Source organism: Celerinatantimonas yamalensis (genome assembly GCF_046054155.1).
Classification (GTDB): domain Bacteria; phylum Pseudomonadota; class Gammaproteobacteria; order Enterobacterales; family Celerinatantimonadaceae; genus Celerinatantimonas; species Celerinatantimonas yamalensis.
In genome coordinates this window covers 1-16,099 of sequence record NZ_JBEQCT010000009.1, presented here as the reverse complement: position 1 = coordinate 16,099, position 16,099 = coordinate 1, and the positions used below count along the sequence as shown (strand labels likewise).

17 protein-coding genes are annotated in these 16,099 nt (G+C 45.9%); 14 read left to right on the top strand and 3 right to left on the bottom strand.

Features of this window, described 5'->3' with window-relative positions:
• The first annotated feature begins 13 nt into the window (after positions 1-13).
• The 9 genes from ribF to ABUE30_RS15765 all read left to right on the top strand — a co-directional run bounded on the left by ribF (position 14) and on the right by ABUE30_RS15765 (position 7,982).
• Positions 14-976: a bifunctional riboflavin kinase/FAD synthetase gene (gene ribF, locus ABUE30_RS15805; RefSeq protein WP_408624802.1), complete on the top strand. Its 963-nt coding sequence runs from the start codon at positions 14-16 to the stop codon at positions 974-976.
• Positions 973-3,789, top strand: coding sequence for an isoleucine--tRNA ligase (ileS, locus tag ABUE30_RS15800; RefSeq protein WP_408624801.1), 2,817 nt, complete (start codon positions 973-975; stop codon positions 3,787-3,789). Before ribF ends, ileS begins: the two co-directional genes overlap by 4 nt.
• The gene (gene lspA / locus ABUE30_RS15795) at positions 3,752-4,282 is read left to right on the top strand and encodes a signal peptidase II (protein ID WP_408624800.1); all 531 of its coding nucleotides are present in this window, start codon (positions 3,752-3,754) and stop codon (positions 4,280-4,282) included. Before ileS ends, lspA begins: the two co-directional genes overlap by 38 nt.
• Positions 4,283-4,285: 3 nt before the next feature.
• Positions 4,286-4,729 (top strand): FKBP-type peptidyl-prolyl cis-trans isomerase, encoded by a 444-nt coding sequence (fkpB, locus tag ABUE30_RS15790; RefSeq protein WP_408624799.1) that lies wholly within the window; start codon positions 4,286-4,288, stop codon positions 4,727-4,729.
• Positions 4,729-5,664: a 4-hydroxy-3-methylbut-2-enyl diphosphate reductase gene (ispH, locus tag ABUE30_RS15785; protein ID WP_408624798.1), complete on the top strand. Its 936-nt coding sequence runs from the start codon at positions 4,729-4,731 to the stop codon at positions 5,662-5,664. Before fkpB ends, ispH begins: the two co-directional genes overlap by 1 nt.
• Before the next feature lie 125 nt (positions 5,665-5,789).
• Positions 5,790-6,257, top strand: a complete 468-nt coding sequence (locus tag ABUE30_RS15780) for a prepilin-type N-terminal cleavage/methylation domain-containing protein (protein ID WP_408624797.1) — start codon at positions 5,790-5,792, stop codon at positions 6,255-6,257.
• Positions 6,254-7,171, top strand: a complete 918-nt coding sequence (locus tag ABUE30_RS15775) for a PilW family protein (protein ID WP_408624796.1) — start codon at positions 6,254-6,256, stop codon at positions 7,169-7,171. Before ABUE30_RS15780 ends, ABUE30_RS15775 begins: the two co-directional genes overlap by 4 nt.
• Entirely contained in the window at positions 7,138-7,569 is a 432-nt protein-coding gene (locus ABUE30_RS15770) for a hypothetical protein (RefSeq protein ID WP_408624795.1), read from the top strand. The genes ABUE30_RS15775 and ABUE30_RS15770 overlap by 34 nt, the downstream gene beginning before the upstream one ends.
• A complete protein-coding gene (locus ABUE30_RS15765) occupies positions 7,548-7,982 on the top strand; it encodes a type IV pilin protein (protein WP_408624794.1) in 435 nt (144 codons plus the stop codon). Before ABUE30_RS15770 ends, ABUE30_RS15765 begins: the two co-directional genes overlap by 22 nt.
• Here ABUE30_RS15765 and ABUE30_RS15760 read toward each other — a convergent pair.
• Positions 7,944-8,393, bottom strand: coding sequence for a GspH/FimT family pseudopilin (locus ABUE30_RS15760; RefSeq protein ID WP_408624793.1), 450 nt, complete (start codon positions 8,391-8,393; stop codon positions 7,944-7,946). The genes ABUE30_RS15765 and ABUE30_RS15760 overlap by 39 nt on opposite strands.
• Before the next feature lie 251 nt (positions 8,394-8,644).
• Between ABUE30_RS15760 and ABUE30_RS15755 the strand changes: the two genes are divergently transcribed.
• Entirely contained in the window at positions 8,645-8,983 is a 339-nt protein-coding gene (locus ABUE30_RS15755) for a P-II family nitrogen regulator (protein WP_408624792.1), read from the top strand.
• Between the two features lie 62 nt (positions 8,984-9,045).
• Here ABUE30_RS15755 and ABUE30_RS15750 read toward each other — a convergent pair whose 3' ends face one another.
• Positions 9,046-9,786 carry an outer membrane protein assembly factor BamD gene (locus ABUE30_RS15750; RefSeq protein WP_408624791.1) on the bottom strand — a complete coding sequence of 247 codons (741 nt, stop codon included), beginning with the start codon at positions 9,784-9,786 and terminating at the stop codon, positions 9,046-9,048.
• A 126-nt stretch (positions 9,787-9,912) separates the two neighbouring features.
• On the opposite strand from ABUE30_RS15750, the gene rluD reads away from it, so the two are divergent.
• From rluD to clpB, 3 genes are all read left to right on the top strand, one after another.
• The gene (gene rluD / locus ABUE30_RS15745) at positions 9,913-10,884 is read left to right on the top strand and encodes a 23S rRNA pseudouridine(1911/1915/1917) synthase RluD (protein WP_408624790.1); all 972 of its coding nucleotides are present in this window, start codon (positions 9,913-9,915) and stop codon (positions 10,882-10,884) included.
• Between the two features lie 41 nt (positions 10,885-10,925).
• Positions 10,926-11,645, top strand: coding sequence for a peptidoglycan editing factor PgeF (pgeF, locus tag ABUE30_RS15740; RefSeq protein ID WP_408624789.1), 720 nt, complete (start codon positions 10,926-10,928; stop codon positions 11,643-11,645).
• 177 nt (positions 11,646-11,822) lie between these two features.
• Positions 11,823-14,396, top strand: coding sequence for an ATP-dependent chaperone ClpB (gene clpB / locus ABUE30_RS15735; RefSeq protein WP_408624788.1), 2,574 nt, complete (start codon positions 11,823-11,825; stop codon positions 14,394-14,396).
• A gap of 31 nt (positions 14,397-14,427) precedes the next feature.
• Here clpB and ABUE30_RS15730 read toward each other — a convergent pair whose 3' ends face one another.
• Positions 14,428-14,700, bottom strand: coding sequence for a hypothetical protein (locus tag ABUE30_RS15730; protein WP_408624787.1), 273 nt, complete (start codon positions 14,698-14,700; stop codon positions 14,428-14,430).
• A gap of 152 nt (positions 14,701-14,852) precedes the next feature.
• On the opposite strand from ABUE30_RS15730, the gene pssA reads away from it, so the two are divergent.
• Positions 14,853-15,728, top strand: coding sequence for a CDP-diacylglycerol--serine O-phosphatidyltransferase (gene pssA / locus ABUE30_RS15725; RefSeq protein ID WP_408624786.1), 876 nt, complete (start codon positions 14,853-14,855; stop codon positions 15,726-15,728).
• The last annotated feature ends 371 nt before the right edge of the window (positions 15,729-16,099 follow it).

Here is a 16,099-nt window from a genome sequence, read left to right as displayed (position 1 = left end):
TTGGGCTTAATGAATGAAACTGATCCGTGGCATTGATAATATTCGACCTGAACATGCAGACAGCGTGTTGACTATTGGTAACTTCGATGGTGTTCATCGAGGCCATCAACAGGTGATTGGTCAACTGATCGCAGAGGCTAAGCGGCTGGGTAAAAAAACGACAGTCATGTTGTTTGAGCCTCAGCCGATGGAGTTCTTTGCCGCAGAGTTAGCGCCTGAGCGAATCAGTTCTTTTCGTGATAAATACCAGCAGTTGGCTGCGTTAGGTGTTGATCAGCTACTGGCAGTGCGTTTTTGTCAGCGCTTTGCTGCGTTAAGCGCTGAGCAATTTATTGAGTACCTTCTAGTACAGCAGCTAGCGGTCTGTCACCTTGTTATTGGGGATGATTTTCGTTTTGGTTGGCAACGCAGCGGCGATTTTGCGATGCTGCAAGCAGCGGGGCAAACGCATGGTTTTTCGGTACAAAATACCGAGTCGTTTTGTGCCCGTGGCGAGCGGATCAGTAGCACCCGAATCCGCCAAGCGCTCAATCAAGGCAATTTTGCCTGTGTGAATGACTGGCTAGGGCGTCGCTATCAGATATCTGGCAAGGTAGCTCATGGGCAAAAATTAGGTCGGCAGTTGGGGTTCCCAACAGCGAACTTACATCTACCTCGCGGTTCGAGTCCATTACGCGGTGTGTATGCGGTTATGGTGCGGATGGTGAATGGTCAGGCGTTGCAATGGCCGGCGATCGCTAATTTAGGTAAGCGTCCAACCGCGAATGGCCATGAATTACTGTTTGAGGTGCATATCCTTGATCAGCAACTGTCTTTGTATGGACAGCGGTTAGTGGTTGAACCACTGATGAAATTACGAGATGAAGTGAAATTTGATTCGCTGGATGCGCTAAAACAGCAAGTTCATGCAGATATTCGGCGAGCGAGAATTTGGTTTGATAACCAAGATTATTTAACTGGAACTGTGGATCGATGAGCGATTATAAAGAGACGTTAAATTTGCCAAGTACGGATTTTCCAATGCGAGGCAACCTAGCACAACGTGAGCCTGCAATACTAAAACGTTGGCAAGAAAAAAACCTATATCAGGCTATCCGGGCGGCTAAAAAAGGCAAAAAAACATTCATTTTGCATGATGGTCCTCCCTATGCCAATGGCACCTTGCATTTAGGCCATGCAGTTAACAAGATCCTCAAAGATTTTATTGTTAAATCCAAAACATTATCTGATTATGATTCGCCTTACATTCCTGGTTGGGATTGTCATGGCCTGCCAATTGAACTGCAGGTTGAGAAAAAAGTAGGGAAACCTGGGCAAAAAGTTAGCGCGGCTGAATTTCGCGAAAAATGTCGCGCATATGCGGCCAAGCAAATCGATGGCCAACGTCAGGATTTTATCCGAATGGGGGTGTTAGGCGATTGGCAAAACCCATACCGGACAATGGATTATCAAACCGAAGCGAATACCATTCGCGCGTTGGCTAAAATTGTTGACAATGGCCATCTGCTGCAAGGGGCTAAACCAGTACATTGGTGTTTAGATTGTGGCTCAGCACTTGCCGAAGCAGAAGTTGAATACGAAGATAAAGTCAGCCCTGCGATCGATGTGCGTTTTCCCGCATCTGACCCACTCGCATTATCGAGTGCCTTTGGCACGACAGTGGGTGAAGGTCCCCTCTCGGTTGTGATTTGGACTACCACTCCTTGGACATTAGCCGCTAACTGTGCGGTCGCTGTTCATGCCGATTTAAGCTATGTATTAGTGCAAATCAACGGTCCTGATGGCGTTGAGCGGATTGTCTGCGCTGAAGCGCTGTGTGAGTCGATGATAGCGCGAATTGGGGTTGAGTCGTATCAGATCCTCGGCGCTTGTGAAGGTAAAACGCTAGAATTAATGAAGGTTAATCATCCATTTTATGATTATCAAGTGCCGATTGTTTTAGGCGATCATGTGACTACCGATTCTGGGACCGGCTGCGTTCATACCGCGCCTTCTCATGGTCAAGAAGATTACGTTGTCTGTCAAAAATACCAGATCGAGGCGCGTAATGTGGTGGGCTCGAATGGTGTCTATACGCCAGATACACCGTTATTTGCTGGGATGCACATATTTAAGGCCAACGACGCTATTTTTGCGGCGATGCGTGAGCACAACAGCTTATTACATCTAGAAAAAATTACTCACAGTTATCCACACTGCTGGCGTCATAAAACGCCGATTATCTTCCGAGCAACACCGCAGTGGTTTATTGGGATGGATCAAGCGCAGCTGCGTGAGCATGCGTTGTCAGAGATTGAGAAAACCCGTTGGCTGCCAAGCTGGGGCAAAAATCGTATTGAGTCGATGGTTTCTAACCGTCCGGATTGGTGTATTTCACGTCAGCGCACATGGGGAACGCCCATTGCTTTGTTCGTCCATAAAGAAACGAGTGAATTACATCCGCGCAGTGTTGAGCTGATGGAAGAAGTTGCTAAACGCGTTGAGAAAGCAGGTATTCAGGCGTGGTTTGATTTAACTGCCGATGATTTGTTGGGGAGTGAAGCTGACCTGTACCGTAAAGTTGAAGACACCTTGGATGTGTGGTTTGACTCAGGTTCCACCCACTACAGTGTGGTTGCTGAGCGCGCCGAGTTCACAGGTCACAGCGCCGATCTCTATTTAGAAGGCTCGGATCAACACCGTGGTTGGTTCCAATCATCGTTGATGATCTCAACTGCAATTAATGGCCATGCACCTTACAAAGAGGTATTGACTCATGGGTTTACCGTTGATGCGCAGGGCAAAAAATTCTCTAAATCATTAGGTAATGGGATTGCTCCTCAAGATATCTGGAATAAATTAGGCGCAGATATCTTGCGGTTGTGGATCGCGTCAACCAATTATACCGCTGAGATGACCGTTTCTGATGAGATTATCAAGCATGCTGCAGATGCCTATCGGCGTATTCGCAACACCTCTCGGTTCTTGTTGGCAAACTTAAGTGGTTTTGAGCCCAGTGAACATATGGTCGCGACTGATGAGATGGTGGCGCTTGATCGCTGGATGGTGCAACGTGCGCAAGCTACGCAACAAGTGATTGTTGATGCCTATGAAAATTATCAATTCCATGTGGTCTATCAGAGTTTGATGCATTTTTGTTCAATCGAACTGGGGAGCTTCTATTTAGATATCATCAAAGATCGCCAATACACGGCGAAGAGCGATGGTCATGCTCGCCGTTCATGCCAAAGTGCGTTGTATCATATTGCTGAAGCACTCACGCGTTGGATTGCACCTATCTTGAGTTTTACCGCTGACGAAATTTGGCAACAGTTACCGGGTGAGCGTGATGAGTTTGTCTTTACTGGAACTTGGTATGACAAATTCGGGATACAAGGTGACGAGCAAGCGGATCAATTTTGGCTGCAGTTGCAACAAGTTCGCGATGAAGTCAATAAAGTGCTTGAGCAGTCGCGTAATAACAAAGAGCTAGGTGGTCAGCTAGAAGCCAATGTTACGTTGTTTGCCGATGACAAACTCAAAGCTGCTTTAGACTCACTGGGTGATGAATTGCGCTTTATTTTGCTCACCAGTGAAGCGCATGTTGCGCCGCTTAGTGAAGCGGACAACAGTGCACAATCGACTGAAATCGAAGGATTGCGCGTCGCGGTTGTAAAAGCAGCGGGTGAAAAATGTGAACGTTGTTGGCAACACCGCACGGATGTGGGTGAACATCTAGAACACCCAACCTTATGTGGTCGCTGCGTTAGTAATGTCGCAGGGGCCGGTGAAACGCGGACTTTTGCTTAAGATGGCCGCTAGCAATCAAATGCGCTGGCTTTGGCTCAGCGCATTCATGCTCATTGCCGATCAAATGACTAAACATCTGGTTGCATCGAGCATGGCGTTGTATCAGTCGATACCGATTAATGGCTTTTTTGACTTAGTTTATGTGCATAACTATGGTGCTGCATTTAGCTTTTTAGACTCACAAGGTGGCGCGCAGCGCTGGCTGTTTAGCGCTCTGGCGATCGTTGTTTGTCTATTTTTAGCTTGGTGTTTAAAACGCATGAAAGAGCCGCAGCCATTAACCGCTTGTGCGTATGCGCTGATTATTAGTGGCGCACTAGGCAATGTTATTGATCGTCTGATGTATGGGTATGTCATCGACTTTATTGATGTGCATTACGGCAACTATCATTGGCCAGCATTTAATGTGGCGGATAGCTGTATCTGTGCAGGGGCTGTGCTACTCATTTTGGATAGCTTTGTCCATTCAAGTAAACGGATAGAAAAGGAGTAGCGGGTGATTGAGCAAGGTAGTCGAGTTACGCTGCATTTTGTATTGATCACCGCTGATGGACGAGTCGTCGAGTCGACTTATGAGCGAGGTCAACCCGTTGAAATAACCATCGGTGATGGTCATTTTCCTGAGTCATTTGAAACGTGCTTACTTGGGTTAGAAAGTGGCGTTAAAGAGCAGTGGGAGTTATCGCCAGAGCAAGCCTTTGGTCAGTCCAGCGAAGGTCGCATTTCGACCTTTACGCGTGCCCAGTTTCCATCTGACAGCCCTGTTGAAGAGGGAATGGTTATGGGGTTTAGTCAACCGAATGGTGATGAACTGCCCGGCATCATTAAGACTGTTGATGATGATGTTATCACTGTGGATTTTAATCATCCATTATCCGGTGAAACCATCATCTTTGCGGTTGAAATTGTGGCTTGTTACGCACCTGAACGGAGGTCATAGTGGAGATTATTTTAGCTAATCCACGCGGGTTTTGCGCCGGAGTTGATCGCGCAATCTCGATTGTTGAGCGAGCCTTAGAGTTGTTTGATCCCCCTATCTATGTTCGCCATGAAGTGGTTCATAATCGCTTTGTTGTCGATGGGTTGCGCCAGCGCGGTGCGGTATTTGTTGACGAGCTTGATGAAGTTCCACCTCAGTCAATTTGTATTTTTAGTGCTCATGGCGTAGCGCAAGCGGTGCGCCAGCAAGCCAAAGATCGACAACTCAAAGTGTTTGATGCGACCTGCCCATTGGTAACCAAGGTGCATATGGAGGTGACTCGCGCTAGTCGCCGCGGTATTGAATGTATTTTGATTGGCCATCACGGTCACCCTGAGGTTAATGGCACCATGGGGCAATATGATAACTCTCAGGGCGGGATCTATCTGGTTGAAACGGTCGATGATGTCGCCAAATTGACGATTAAAGATCCACAGAAATTGTTTTATTGCACTCAAACTACACTCTCTGTGGATGATACATCCGCTGTGATCGATGCGTTAAAAACTCGTTTCCCGACCATTCAGGGACCACGCAAAGATGATATTTGTTATGCTACACAAAACCGCCAAGATGCGGTGTCAAATCTGGCCGTGACTACCGATGTTGTGCTGGTGGTTGGCTCAGCAAATTCATCTAATTCTAATCGCTTACGTGAAAAAGCCGCTCGTTTAGGTACGCCAGCCTATTTAATTGATAGCGCTAAAGATATCGATCCCACATGGTTTAGCCCCGATAGTAAAATTGGAGTCACCGCGGGGGCATCAGCGCCGGCCGTGTTGGTTGATGATGTGGTCAGTCATTTACAAGCGCTTGGGGCGAATCGTGTTACTCAAGCACATGGACGCGAAGAAAGTATCGTGTTTGAGGTGCCAAGCGAACTGCGAATTTTATAACTACTCACATTGATGCTTGTCGCTTTGATGCTAAAAAACCCTCTGTATGGTGTACAGAGGGTTTTTTTGTAGGGGAAGCCCAAGATGAGCTTGTTTGATGCTAATGATTTTATTATCATTAATGTATGAAGCAGCATGGTTTTAGTTTAATTGAAGTGTTAGTTGCTAGCTTACTGTTGGGACTTTCGTTAGTGGGGCAGTTTGGCGCAGAGCAGCGAAGCATCGCCCTTGAGCGTGATGCAAATGCCCATTATCAAGCGATGGTTTTAGTTCAAGCAGTGCTTGCGCTAGCGCAAGCTGATCGCCGGATCTGGCTTAAACAATCCCCTTGGAACTGGCAATTCAACAGCCAAAGCACCCAGCAATTGGGGACTGTTGCAATGATTGATGACGATCTCTCATCGATAGCGGAGCTTGTGGCTGAGCAACATCAAAATGGCTGGCAGGCACTTTCTTCATTGATGATTAACGTCAGCCTATCAGCTGCGCAGCGCTTGTTAGTTGTCGTGCGTTGGCAATCGTTTACATGCACGAGTGCCGACGAGGTTTGTCCACAGCGTCAGATCCGGCGCCAAACTTTGTTGCTACCATGATGCAGCGTATGCGAGAACAGGGGTTCTCATTAGTTGAAGTGCTCTTTAGCTTAAGCATTGCATTAATACTGCTTGCAGCGGGGTACCACAGTTATGTCACTGTGCAACGACAGCGTTTAAGTGCTCATCAGCGCGGTGAACTACGTTTAACCGAAACGGCTGCCATGCAGGCCATTGGGCATTGGCTCAGGCATGCGAGTGACTTTGCGCTGCTACGGTTTGCTCCGCCGATTCATCTTCCCGCTGCAATGGCGAACGATTCGTGTCATATCCCTCAACTACCTCTGCAATTTAACAGCGAACGTATGCCTGTTCCTATACAGGCTCTTAATGTGTCAAAGGATGTGACCGCAATGGGTTGTCTTGGCTCAGTGACTCATCCGTTGGTCGGCGGTTCATCAATATTGGTTATTCATGCGATTAGCGGACCGTCTCAACATCATTTAAGTCAAGCGATCAGTTGGTCGGTAAAGTCTGGTAAAGCGGGGGACGTGCATTATTGGGCGTATCAACCTCAATGGCTCTTTATCGTAAAAGATGGCCAGACAACAGGACTGATGCATCTGTATCGGGATATCCAAGGGATCAAAGGGGCCAAGCAAGGGATCTTTATTCGTGGGGTGGAAAAAATGCTGATGAAGTTCGCAATTTGTAGCCCGAATGGGCTCCGCTGGCGGACGCTGCAGGCGATGCGCCCGGATGATTGGACACAGGTTCAGTTGGTTCAACTTGGACTACTAGTGAGAGCTCGAAATAAGGCTGCTAATTATACCAATCAACGCATCTATCAATTAGCGGGGACAAAAGTTGGGCCATTTAATGACCATTATCGGCGAGTTGCGGAGAATCGGTTGATTGCACTCTCCTCAGAGACAAGTTTATGTGTGATAGATACCAAGGTGGTCTCATCCTAGTCGCGATGATGATGTTGATCATCCTATTGATGGGGAGTGTATTGATCAGACTTGAACAAGCGCATGATCAGGCTGAGTCAGTTCGTTTAGTTAGAGTCAGTGCGCGCCAGCAGCTTAGTTTGCGTAATCAACTGTTTGCTTTTGCAACACAGCTATCACCGAATTTGCCAGTTGATAGCGATGATCAGTTGAGTTTCACTCACTATTGGCTATGCCAAGCCCATTGTCTGCATCATGCTAAGCGCTGTGCGATACAGGTGTTTACCGCAGCAGGTCATCAGCATACAGCGTCTGTTGCGGTGATTGCGCGCTATCAACAAGCGACATTACCTTTTTGTAAAACACGCTCATTCTTACAACCTGTCGGAGCGATGGTATGGTTCAGTCAAGCCAATTAAGCGGGTGGACACTCATTGAGTTATTAATTGTTATGGCGATCAGTGCGCTACTGTCGACGCTAGCAATTCCCAGTTATCAACATTGGTTGGCCGTTCATCGTCGCCAACAAGCACAAATCCAACTATATGAAATACAAAGTGCGGTGGAACAGTTTCAGCTAGATGAAGGTCAGTGGCCTGAAAAACTGACTGACCTGTCGAAGCCTGCCGCTAGCGTTGATGGTTTTGAATTTTCCTTGCAGGTTAGTCAATCGCCGGCGTTACCACCAACCATTATCGCCTATCCGTTGTCATTGCAGCGCCAGCATGACCCTGATTGTATTCGTATAGCGTTGCTAATCAATAGACAATGTTCTGTTTACCATCAAGATGACTCAACCAGCCGTTGCTTTGCTACAGGTAACTCGAGTTGATGATGAATGGATATTGCCCGTCATGCTAATGGTAATTTTTAAGCCAGTGTGATGGCTACACAATGTGAGGGTTTGATTAGTTCCGTAAGCCATCCCTTGTTGGTTAAAATGGATGTAATTACGTGAGTCTATGAGCTCAATTGCCGAAGGGATGGTGATCTCCTTTAATGGAGTCTGATTTGGATCTGGCGTACTATCGATAAATATGCTGATAATATGTTGCCAGTGACTATCACATTGATGGTGGCTATCTAATGAGCATATCTTGATAGTCTGCTGAGTTTGTATGGCCTGCAGCCTTGCCCAGTGGAGATCGTCCATTAGTCGTTGATGCGCTTGTTGTAATTGCCGCTGGTGAAAAAATTGGCTGTCGGTACCCAAAGCGAATGATGTTAATAGGCTAGTGATCATCAAAGTGATCAATATTTCGACAAGGCTAGTCCCTTGCTGGGATATTTGTGTAGCCTTGAACTGAATGTTGAAAAAATAATGCATAGTCTATAAAAGCGGAGCGATGAGAGGATTCACAGGAAGTTACATTGAGTGATTGTCTCTTTTGTTGACCTTTAAGTCAATAAAAGGGGCTGTCAAAATTGATTATCGATAATCGTTTGAGAATAGGCCTTGTGCCAGTTTGAGCGAACTAATGGAGAGGCGTTCACATGAAACAAATAATCGCGGTGATCAAGCCATTTAAGATGGATGATGTACGAGAAGCTCTGGCTGATATGGGGATTACCGGTATGACTGTCACCGAAGTAAAAGGATTCGGTCGGCAAAAAGGTCATACTGAACTCTACCGAGGTGCTGAGTATAAAGTCGATTTTCTACCCAAAGTTAAAATTGAACTGGTTGTCAATGATGCTGATCTGGAACGTTGTATTGACGTTATCGCAAAAACGTCTCATACCGGTAAAATTGGCGATGGTAAAATTTTTGTGCAAGAAATTGAACGGGTGATCCGCATTCGCACCGGTGAACAGAACGAAGAAGCGATTTAGTCCTTCGTTCTGTTGAGCTTTGCACATAAGGCGCTAAGTTTTAGCGCCCTAATTAAGCGATATCAAGATGACTTGCTTTGGGCGTCAAGTACTTGCTGACTGCGTTTTGCTAGCTGAGGTAATTCTAACTTGGTGTACCCCTCAATCATCACCTTCAGGGCAGCCCGAGTTTGAGTTGATCCCTCATAGGTTTGTAAAATATCTTTCGCTCGGTTGACGGCTGCCAGATACGCTTCTCGCTTCATATAATAATGAGCAATATCGATTTCGTGGCGTGCCAGTTTATCTCGTAAAAAGATCATACGCTTACGAGCATCTGCTGCGTATGGGCTTTGCGGATAATGAGCTAAGATAATTTTAAAATCTTTAAAGGCCGCTTTACTATAACTTGGATCACGACTAGCACGGTCAATCCCAACGAGTGATTGCACAAAATTGTAATCATATGCCATATTGGTCAATCCACGCATATAATAGACATAATCTAATGCCTTACTGGTCGGATTGTTACGAATAAAGCGGTCAATATTAGCAAGCGCTTTTTCATTTTCGTTGCGTTTGTAATAAACATGGATAAGTTGCAATTGCACTTGATCCGCATAAGGGCCAAATGGGTAGCGATTGTCCAAGGCTTCTAAGTATTTTTCCGCACGTTGGTAATCGTCAACCGACAGTGCATTTTGTGCTTCAGTGTACAATTGAGCGGCAGGTTTATCTGGAATGGCAGGTTTATCCTGACTTGCACAACCGGTCAGTAATGCAACACAAAGCGACAGGCCGGTAATTATATGACTATAACGCATAAGTAGTATGGGTCTTCCCTAAATGACTGTGTGCATAAAATGTAAAGTATCCTTTATGCTTTTCCAAAAGAAAAGCTAAAATAGCCAACTTTGCTAAATTCGATATTAAAATCACAAGTGGTTGCTATGAGTCAACAGATAGAGTTACAGGCTGAAGTGGGTGAACAACATACCGGAATGCGTCTTGATCAAGTGCTTTCTGAACTGTTTTCCGATTACTCACGTTCGCGATTGAAAGAGTGGATCTTACAAGGACGCGTGAGTATCGATGGAAGTGTTGTCGATAAACCACGTGAAAAGCTGCAAGGTTATGAAACGTTGACCGTGCAAGCGGTGATTGAAGATGTGATCGAATGGCAGCCAGAAGCGGTCGTGTTGGATGTTGTGTACGAAGATGATGATATCTTGGTGATCAATAAAGCGGCTGGGGTTGTGGTTCATCCTGGGGCAGGTAATCACACGGGGACCATTTTAAACGGATTACTGCACAATTACCCGCAAAGCCGCCAGTTAGCGCGAGCGGGGATCGTACATCGTTTAGATAAAGATACGACCGGTTTAATGGTCGTTGCTAAAACGGTTGCTGCGCAAACCCATTTGGTTGAAGCGTTGCAAGCGCGTCAAATAACGCGAGAATATGAAGCGATTGCCATCGGGCAGATGACAGCAGGGGGTTTGGTCGATGAGCCGATTGGGCGTCATAAAACCAAGCGGACTCAAATGGCCGTCGATCCTGCGGGGCGCCCATCGGTCACTCATTATCGAGTTGCTGAAAAATTTCGGCAACATACGCGGTTACGATTGCGCTTAGAAACGGGGAGAACGCATCAAATTCGCGTGCACATGGCCTATATTGGTCATCCGCTAGTGGGCGACCCTGCTTATGCTGGGCGACTGCGCCTGCCTAAAGGGGCTAGTCCTGAACTCATTGCTGTGCTTCGTGGGTTTGAACGCCAAGCACTGCATGCTGCGATGCTACGTTTAATGCATCCTATCACTGGTGAGGAGATGGAATGGCATGCACCTGTGCCTGAGGACATGCTTAAGGTGGCTGAGGCGTTGCGTCAAGACAGTTTAGAGCATGACTGGCAAGATTAAAGAGTATTGCTAACACAGGTTAACTAAAAAAGGAGCAACTTATGGCCGTCAATTTGATTGAATTGGTGTTTCCCCAAGATGTTAACGCCGTGTATAGCGATCGCCTCGGCGGTTTTAGTCAGCCTCCCTATGCCAGTTATAATTTAGGGGCCCATGTCGGGGATAATGCCGCTTTTGTTGCGCGCAATCGCCTTGACTTTGGCCGCTATTTACCCCGTGAGCCTTGCTGGCTGAATCAGGTGCATGGAACTGATGTGGTGGATGCTGCGCTAGCACCTACCAATGCTGATGCTGATGGTGCAGTGACGCGTGGCCGACATATACCCTGCGTGATTATGGTGGCTGATTGCTTACCTATTTTACTGGCTGATCGCAACGGGCGCTGCGTGGGCGCCGCTCATGGCGGCTGGCGTGGTTTGGCCAGTGGAATAGTGGCAAAAACGGTGCAGGCGATGCAAACGCCAGCCCAAGAGATGATTGCCTGGTTAGGTCCTGCAATTGGTCCGCGGACTTTTCAAGTGGGGGCTGAAGTGCGCGAAGCATTTGTTAATCAATTACCCGCAACTGAGCAAGCCTTTAAAGTGGATGGTGAACGATATTTAGCTGATATTAAACAGTTAGCGGTACTGCAGTTAAACCAGCTTGGTGTAACACAAATCACGGTTCACTCAGGGTGTACTTACAGTGATGAGGAACGATTTTTCTCTTATCGGCGAGATGGCCAAACCGGACGCATGGCCGCTGCCATTTGGCTGGCCTAATTTTAGCCGCTTATTGATATTGACGGCTTTCATTTTCATCTCATCTCACATATTGCGATAAATATTACCTCCATATTGTTTTAGCGTGCAATATTCGCTACTGCGCACTTGAATATTGTCTACATTGTACCCACATAAAGGATAATATAATTGAACGATCATTGACGTGGAGGCCATATGCGTTTAGATCGATTTACTAGTAAATTTCAGCTTGCAATATCCGACGCACAATCATTAGCTCTAGGGCGAGATCACCAATATATTGAACCTGTTCATCTGATGGTTGCGCTACTCAATCAGGATTCGGGATCAATTCGTCCTATTTTGTTAGGTGCCGGTATTGAAAGCAGTGCGCTGCGTTCTCAGCTGACCAAAGAATTAGAGAAAATCCCACAAGTGACTGGAATTGGTGGGGATATTCAACTGTCGAATGGGTTGATTTCACTACTGAATTTGTGTGACAAAATCGCGCAAAAGCGTAAAGATAAATACATTTCATCAGAAATATTTCTAATAGCGGCTATTGATGACAAAGGTCCTTTAGGGGAAGTGTTGCGTCAACTAGGCGTTAAAAAAGATAAGTTAGAAAAAGCCATTGAAAAAGTGCGTGGTGGTCAGGCGGTTGATGACCAAAATGCTGAAGATCAGCGCCAAGCATTAGATCGATATACCATTGATCTAACCGAACGCGCCGAGCAGGGCAAATTGGATCCGGTTATTGGTCGTGATGAGGAAATTCGCCGCACTATCCAAGTGTTGCAGCGGCGCACCAAAAATAATCCTGTTTTAATAGGTGAACCGGGCGTCGGTAAAACGGCGATAGCAGAGGGGTTAGCCCAGCGAATTGTCAACGGCGAAGTGCCGGAAGGGCTGAAAAACAAGCGAGTATTATCGCTGGATATGGGCAGCCTCGTTGCGGGGGCTAAATATCGGGGTGAGTTTGAAGAGCGCTTAAAAGCGGTGCTTAATGAGCTGTCTAAAGAAGAAGGGCAGGTGATCCTCTTTATCGATGAGCTTCATACGATGGTTGGTGCTGGCAAAGGCGATGGTGCGATGGATGCGGGTAATATGCTTAAACCCGCACTTGCGCGCGGCGAGTTGCATTGTGTTGGCGCAACGACACTTGATGAGTATCGTCAATATATTGAAAAAGATGCGGCGCTAGAGCGGCGTTTTCAGAAGGTGCTAATTGAAGAGCCCAATGTCGAAGATACCATTGCCATTTTGCGTGGACTAAAAGAGCGTTATGAATTGCATCATTCGGTAGAAATTACCGATCCAGCGATTGTGGCTGCCGCGACCTTATCTAATCGTTATATTTCTGATCGTCAACTGCCTGATAAAGCTATTGATCTCATCGATGAAGCTGCATCGAGCATTCGGATACAGATCGATTCTAAGCCCGAAGAACTTGATCGAATTGATCGCCGCATTATTCAATTGAAGTTGGAACAACAAGCACTGCAAAAAGAAGATGATGCTGCCAGCCAAGGACGTCTTGCAAAAATTGAAGAAGAGCTCCTCGAGCGTGAAGGCAAATCCCGTGAGCTTGAAGAAATATGGAAAACGGAAAAAGCAGCTTTGTCAGGCACGCAGCATATCAAATCTGATTTGGAACAAGCGCGTTTAGATTTAGATGTAGCCCGCCGAGCAAGTGACTTAAGTCGAATGTCGGAGTTACAGTATGGCCGTATTCCTGAATTGGAGCGTCAGTTAGATCTTGCGTCGCAAGCAGAGATGCAAGATATGACTCTATTGCGTCATAAAGTCACTGAAAATGAGATAGCGGATGTATTGGCGCGTTGGACGGGTATCCCAGTGAGTAAAATGCTTGAAGGTGAACGAGCTAAATTATTACATATGGAAACCGAACTGCATCAACGGGTGATAGGTCAGGATGAAGCCATTAAAGCAGTGGCTAGTGCTATCCGCCGCAGTCGGTCCGGATTAGCAGACCCGCATAAACCGATCGGCTCATTCCTATTTTTAGGTCCAACTGGCGTTGGGAAAACAGAGCTGTGTAAGGCATTAGCTGAGTTCATGTTTGACACCGAGGCCGCAATGGTGCGCATCGATATGTCTGAGTTCATGGAAAAGCATTCGGTGTCGCGGTTAGTTGGGGCACCTCCCGGATATGTGGGGTATGAAGAGGGTGGCTATCTCACTGAAGCTGTTCGTCGGCGCCCTTATTCGGTGATTTTACTCGATGAAGTGGAAAAAGCGCATCATGATGTGTTCAATATCTTGTTGCAAGTTCTCGATGATGGTCGTCTTACCGATGGGCAGGGGCGCACCGTTGATTTTCGTAATACTGTGATTATCATGACGTCGAATTTAGGCTCAGATATTATTCAAGAAGGTTATAGTGACTCTAACTACGACGATATGAAAAAAGTGATTATGGGTGTGCTCACCAATCATTTTCGCCCTGAGTTTTTAAACCGCATTGATGAGACGGTCGTCTTTCATCCTCTGACTCCGGATGATATTCGTCAAATTGCGAAAATTCAGATTGACGGATTGATTCCCCGATTAGCAGAGCAAGGCTTTGAAATGACGATCACCGATGAGGTCTTGGATAAGTTGGCTCATAGTGGGTTTGATCCAGTCTATGGCGCCCGGCCGCTTAAACGGGTGATCCAAAATCAGTTAATTGATCCATTGGCTGAAGGCTTACTGGCGGGGCAATTTACACCTGAAAAACTGTTGAAAATCGTGTTGGTGAATGACCAAATTAGTGCAGTACAGTAAAAATTTAGCCGAGAGGTTGTTAACTTCTCGGCTATTTGATTTGTAAGAGTTTGTGTTTAAACATCTGATGATCATCAGCAATCAAGTGCAAATAGTGTTGTTGTTGTTTTTGAGTTAATAAAGCACAGATCTGCTGATGTTTATTCTGTGACAGTTGGCGTAGAGATTTAAGCATTTTTCTAGCGCTTAGATCATCACCAAATACTTGTTCTGTTAGTTCGATATAACGCGCCTCTATGGCTCTAAGCTCTTGGGTTTGTTCTGTCGTCAATTTGAGCAACGTTTGCAACTCGTCTATAGTCATAGCGCCCCCTCAGTTCATAGTCCTGTAAGTATAGCAATATCTTAAACGGGGGGATGAATTGATAAATCATTTATAGTCGCGATGTAAAACAGCGTTGATTATGCTATTTTATTCCCCATTTTTAAGCTCCCCACATTGTATAGGTTGGATATATGAGTGATCTAAAAACGAATAATTCAGGAAAATCACGGGGAATCTATCTGTTGCCGAACCTATTTACGACAGCGGCTTTATTCTCAGGTTTTTATGCCGTTGTTGCATCCATGAATGGTCGATTCGAATCGGCAGCCATCGCTGTTTTTATTGCGATGATCTTCGATGGATTAGATGGCCGGATAGCTCGGATGACTGGAACAGAAAGTGCCTTTGGAGCCGAATATGACTCGTTATCCGATATGATTTCATTTGGGATAGCGCCATCTCTAGTCGCCTATAATTGGGCTCTCCATGATTTAGGTAAAGTAGGTTGGCTGGCCGCATTCATTTTTGCTGTAAGCGCGGCTCTGCGCCTAGCTCGGTTTAATACTCAAGTTGGCAAAGCAGATAAACGCTACTTCCAAGGTTTGGCAAGCCCTTCGGCCGCAGCCATTGTGGCTGGTATGGTCTGGACTGGACAAGACTTTGGTTTAAATCCGCACAATTTCCCCTATCTCGTCGCTTTGATTACGGTATGTTCTGGTTTGCTTATGGTGACAAATTTTCGCTATTACAGCTTTAAAGGAATTGATCTTAAAGGGAAGGTGCCATTTGTGGTAGTGCTGTTAATGGTACTTATTTTGGTTGTAATTGCAATAAGCCCATCGATCGTACTCTTTACTACCTTTGCGCTATATGCCATCTCTGGGCCTGTTTATACGATAAGGACTGTGCGTAAACTTAAAATGGAACATGTGGTTGGTGATGAAGATACCGATGATGCAGATTTTGAACAAACATCACAGCAACCTGCTTCATCTAACCATGAATCTTACGCTCAAAACGAAGCATCTTCAGATGACGCCGCATCAGACGATCCTAAAGTTAAATAGCAAGCTTGTTTGCCTTCGATGTTGTAAAAGCCCGATATTGCCGGGCTTTTTACGTTTCAGGCACCAAGCTATTATGTTGCTCGCGCAACGCTAATCTTCTTTAGCGTTTTTATTGAAAAACTGTTACACGCAAAATAAAGGGATAAGTAATAAGACTATGTGGTTTTCTGCCAATTGACTATTTTTAGCACAAAGTACGAGCTTTTGTGTATATAGTGAGCGTCTTTGGATGAAATCTCTACAAACAGTTAAAAAAACGCAAAAAAACATAAAAAAGGGTTGCGTAAAACCGAGCTATCCCTATAATGCGCAACCACTGAGACGGCACACCGCTTCACAGCGACAGCCACTCAGGGTTCAGACGGTTTAAC

What these genes read in the sequence shown, in the direction of transcription:
- ribF (WP_408624802.1), top strand. Translation starts at nt 14, where the DNA reads ATGAAACTGATCCGTGGCATTGATAATATTCGACCTGAACATGCAGAC.
- ABUE30_RS15730 (WP_408624787.1), bottom strand. Translation starts at nt 14,700, where the DNA reads ATGACTATAGACGAGTTGCAAACGTTGCTCAAATTGACGACAGAACAA.
- pgeF (WP_408624789.1), top strand. Translation starts at nt 10,926, where the DNA reads ATGGCCGTCAATTTGATTGAATTGGTGTTTCCCCAAGATGTTAACGCC.
- pssA (WP_408624786.1), top strand. Translation starts at nt 14,853, where the DNA reads ATGAGTGATCTAAAAACGAATAATTCAGGAAAATCACGGGGAATCTAT.
- ABUE30_RS15755 (WP_408624792.1), top strand. Translation starts at nt 8,645, where the DNA reads ATGAAACAAATAATCGCGGTGATCAAGCCATTTAAGATGGATGATGTA.
- rluD (WP_408624790.1), top strand. Translation starts at nt 9,913, where the DNA reads ATGAGTCAACAGATAGAGTTACAGGCTGAAGTGGGTGAACAACATACC.
- ABUE30_RS15750 (WP_408624791.1), bottom strand. Translation starts at nt 9,786, where the DNA reads ATGCGTTATAGTCATATAATTACCGGCCTGTCGCTTTGTGTTGCATTA.
- ABUE30_RS15775 (WP_408624796.1), top strand. Translation starts at nt 6,254, where the DNA reads ATGATGCAGCGTATGCGAGAACAGGGGTTCTCATTAGTTGAAGTGCTC.
- ileS (WP_408624801.1), top strand. Translation starts at nt 973, where the DNA reads ATGAGCGATTATAAAGAGACGTTAAATTTGCCAAGTACGGATTTTCCA.
- ABUE30_RS15770 (WP_408624795.1), top strand. Translation starts at nt 7,138, where the DNA reads ATGTGTGATAGATACCAAGGTGGTCTCATCCTAGTCGCGATGATGATG.
- lspA (WP_408624800.1), top strand. Translation starts at nt 3,752, where the DNA reads ATGTCGCAGGGGCCGGTGAAACGCGGACTTTTGCTTAAGATGGCCGCT.
- ABUE30_RS15760 (WP_408624793.1), bottom strand. Translation starts at nt 8,393, where the DNA reads ATGATCACTAGCCTATTAACATCATTCGCTTTGGGTACCGACAGCCAA.
- clpB (WP_408624788.1), top strand. Translation starts at nt 11,823, where the DNA reads ATGCGTTTAGATCGATTTACTAGTAAATTTCAGCTTGCAATATCCGAC.
- ABUE30_RS15765 (WP_408624794.1), top strand. Translation starts at nt 7,548, where the DNA reads ATGGTTCAGTCAAGCCAATTAAGCGGGTGGACACTCATTGAGTTATTA.
- ABUE30_RS15780 (WP_408624797.1), top strand. Translation starts at nt 5,790, where the DNA reads ATGAAGCAGCATGGTTTTAGTTTAATTGAAGTGTTAGTTGCTAGCTTA.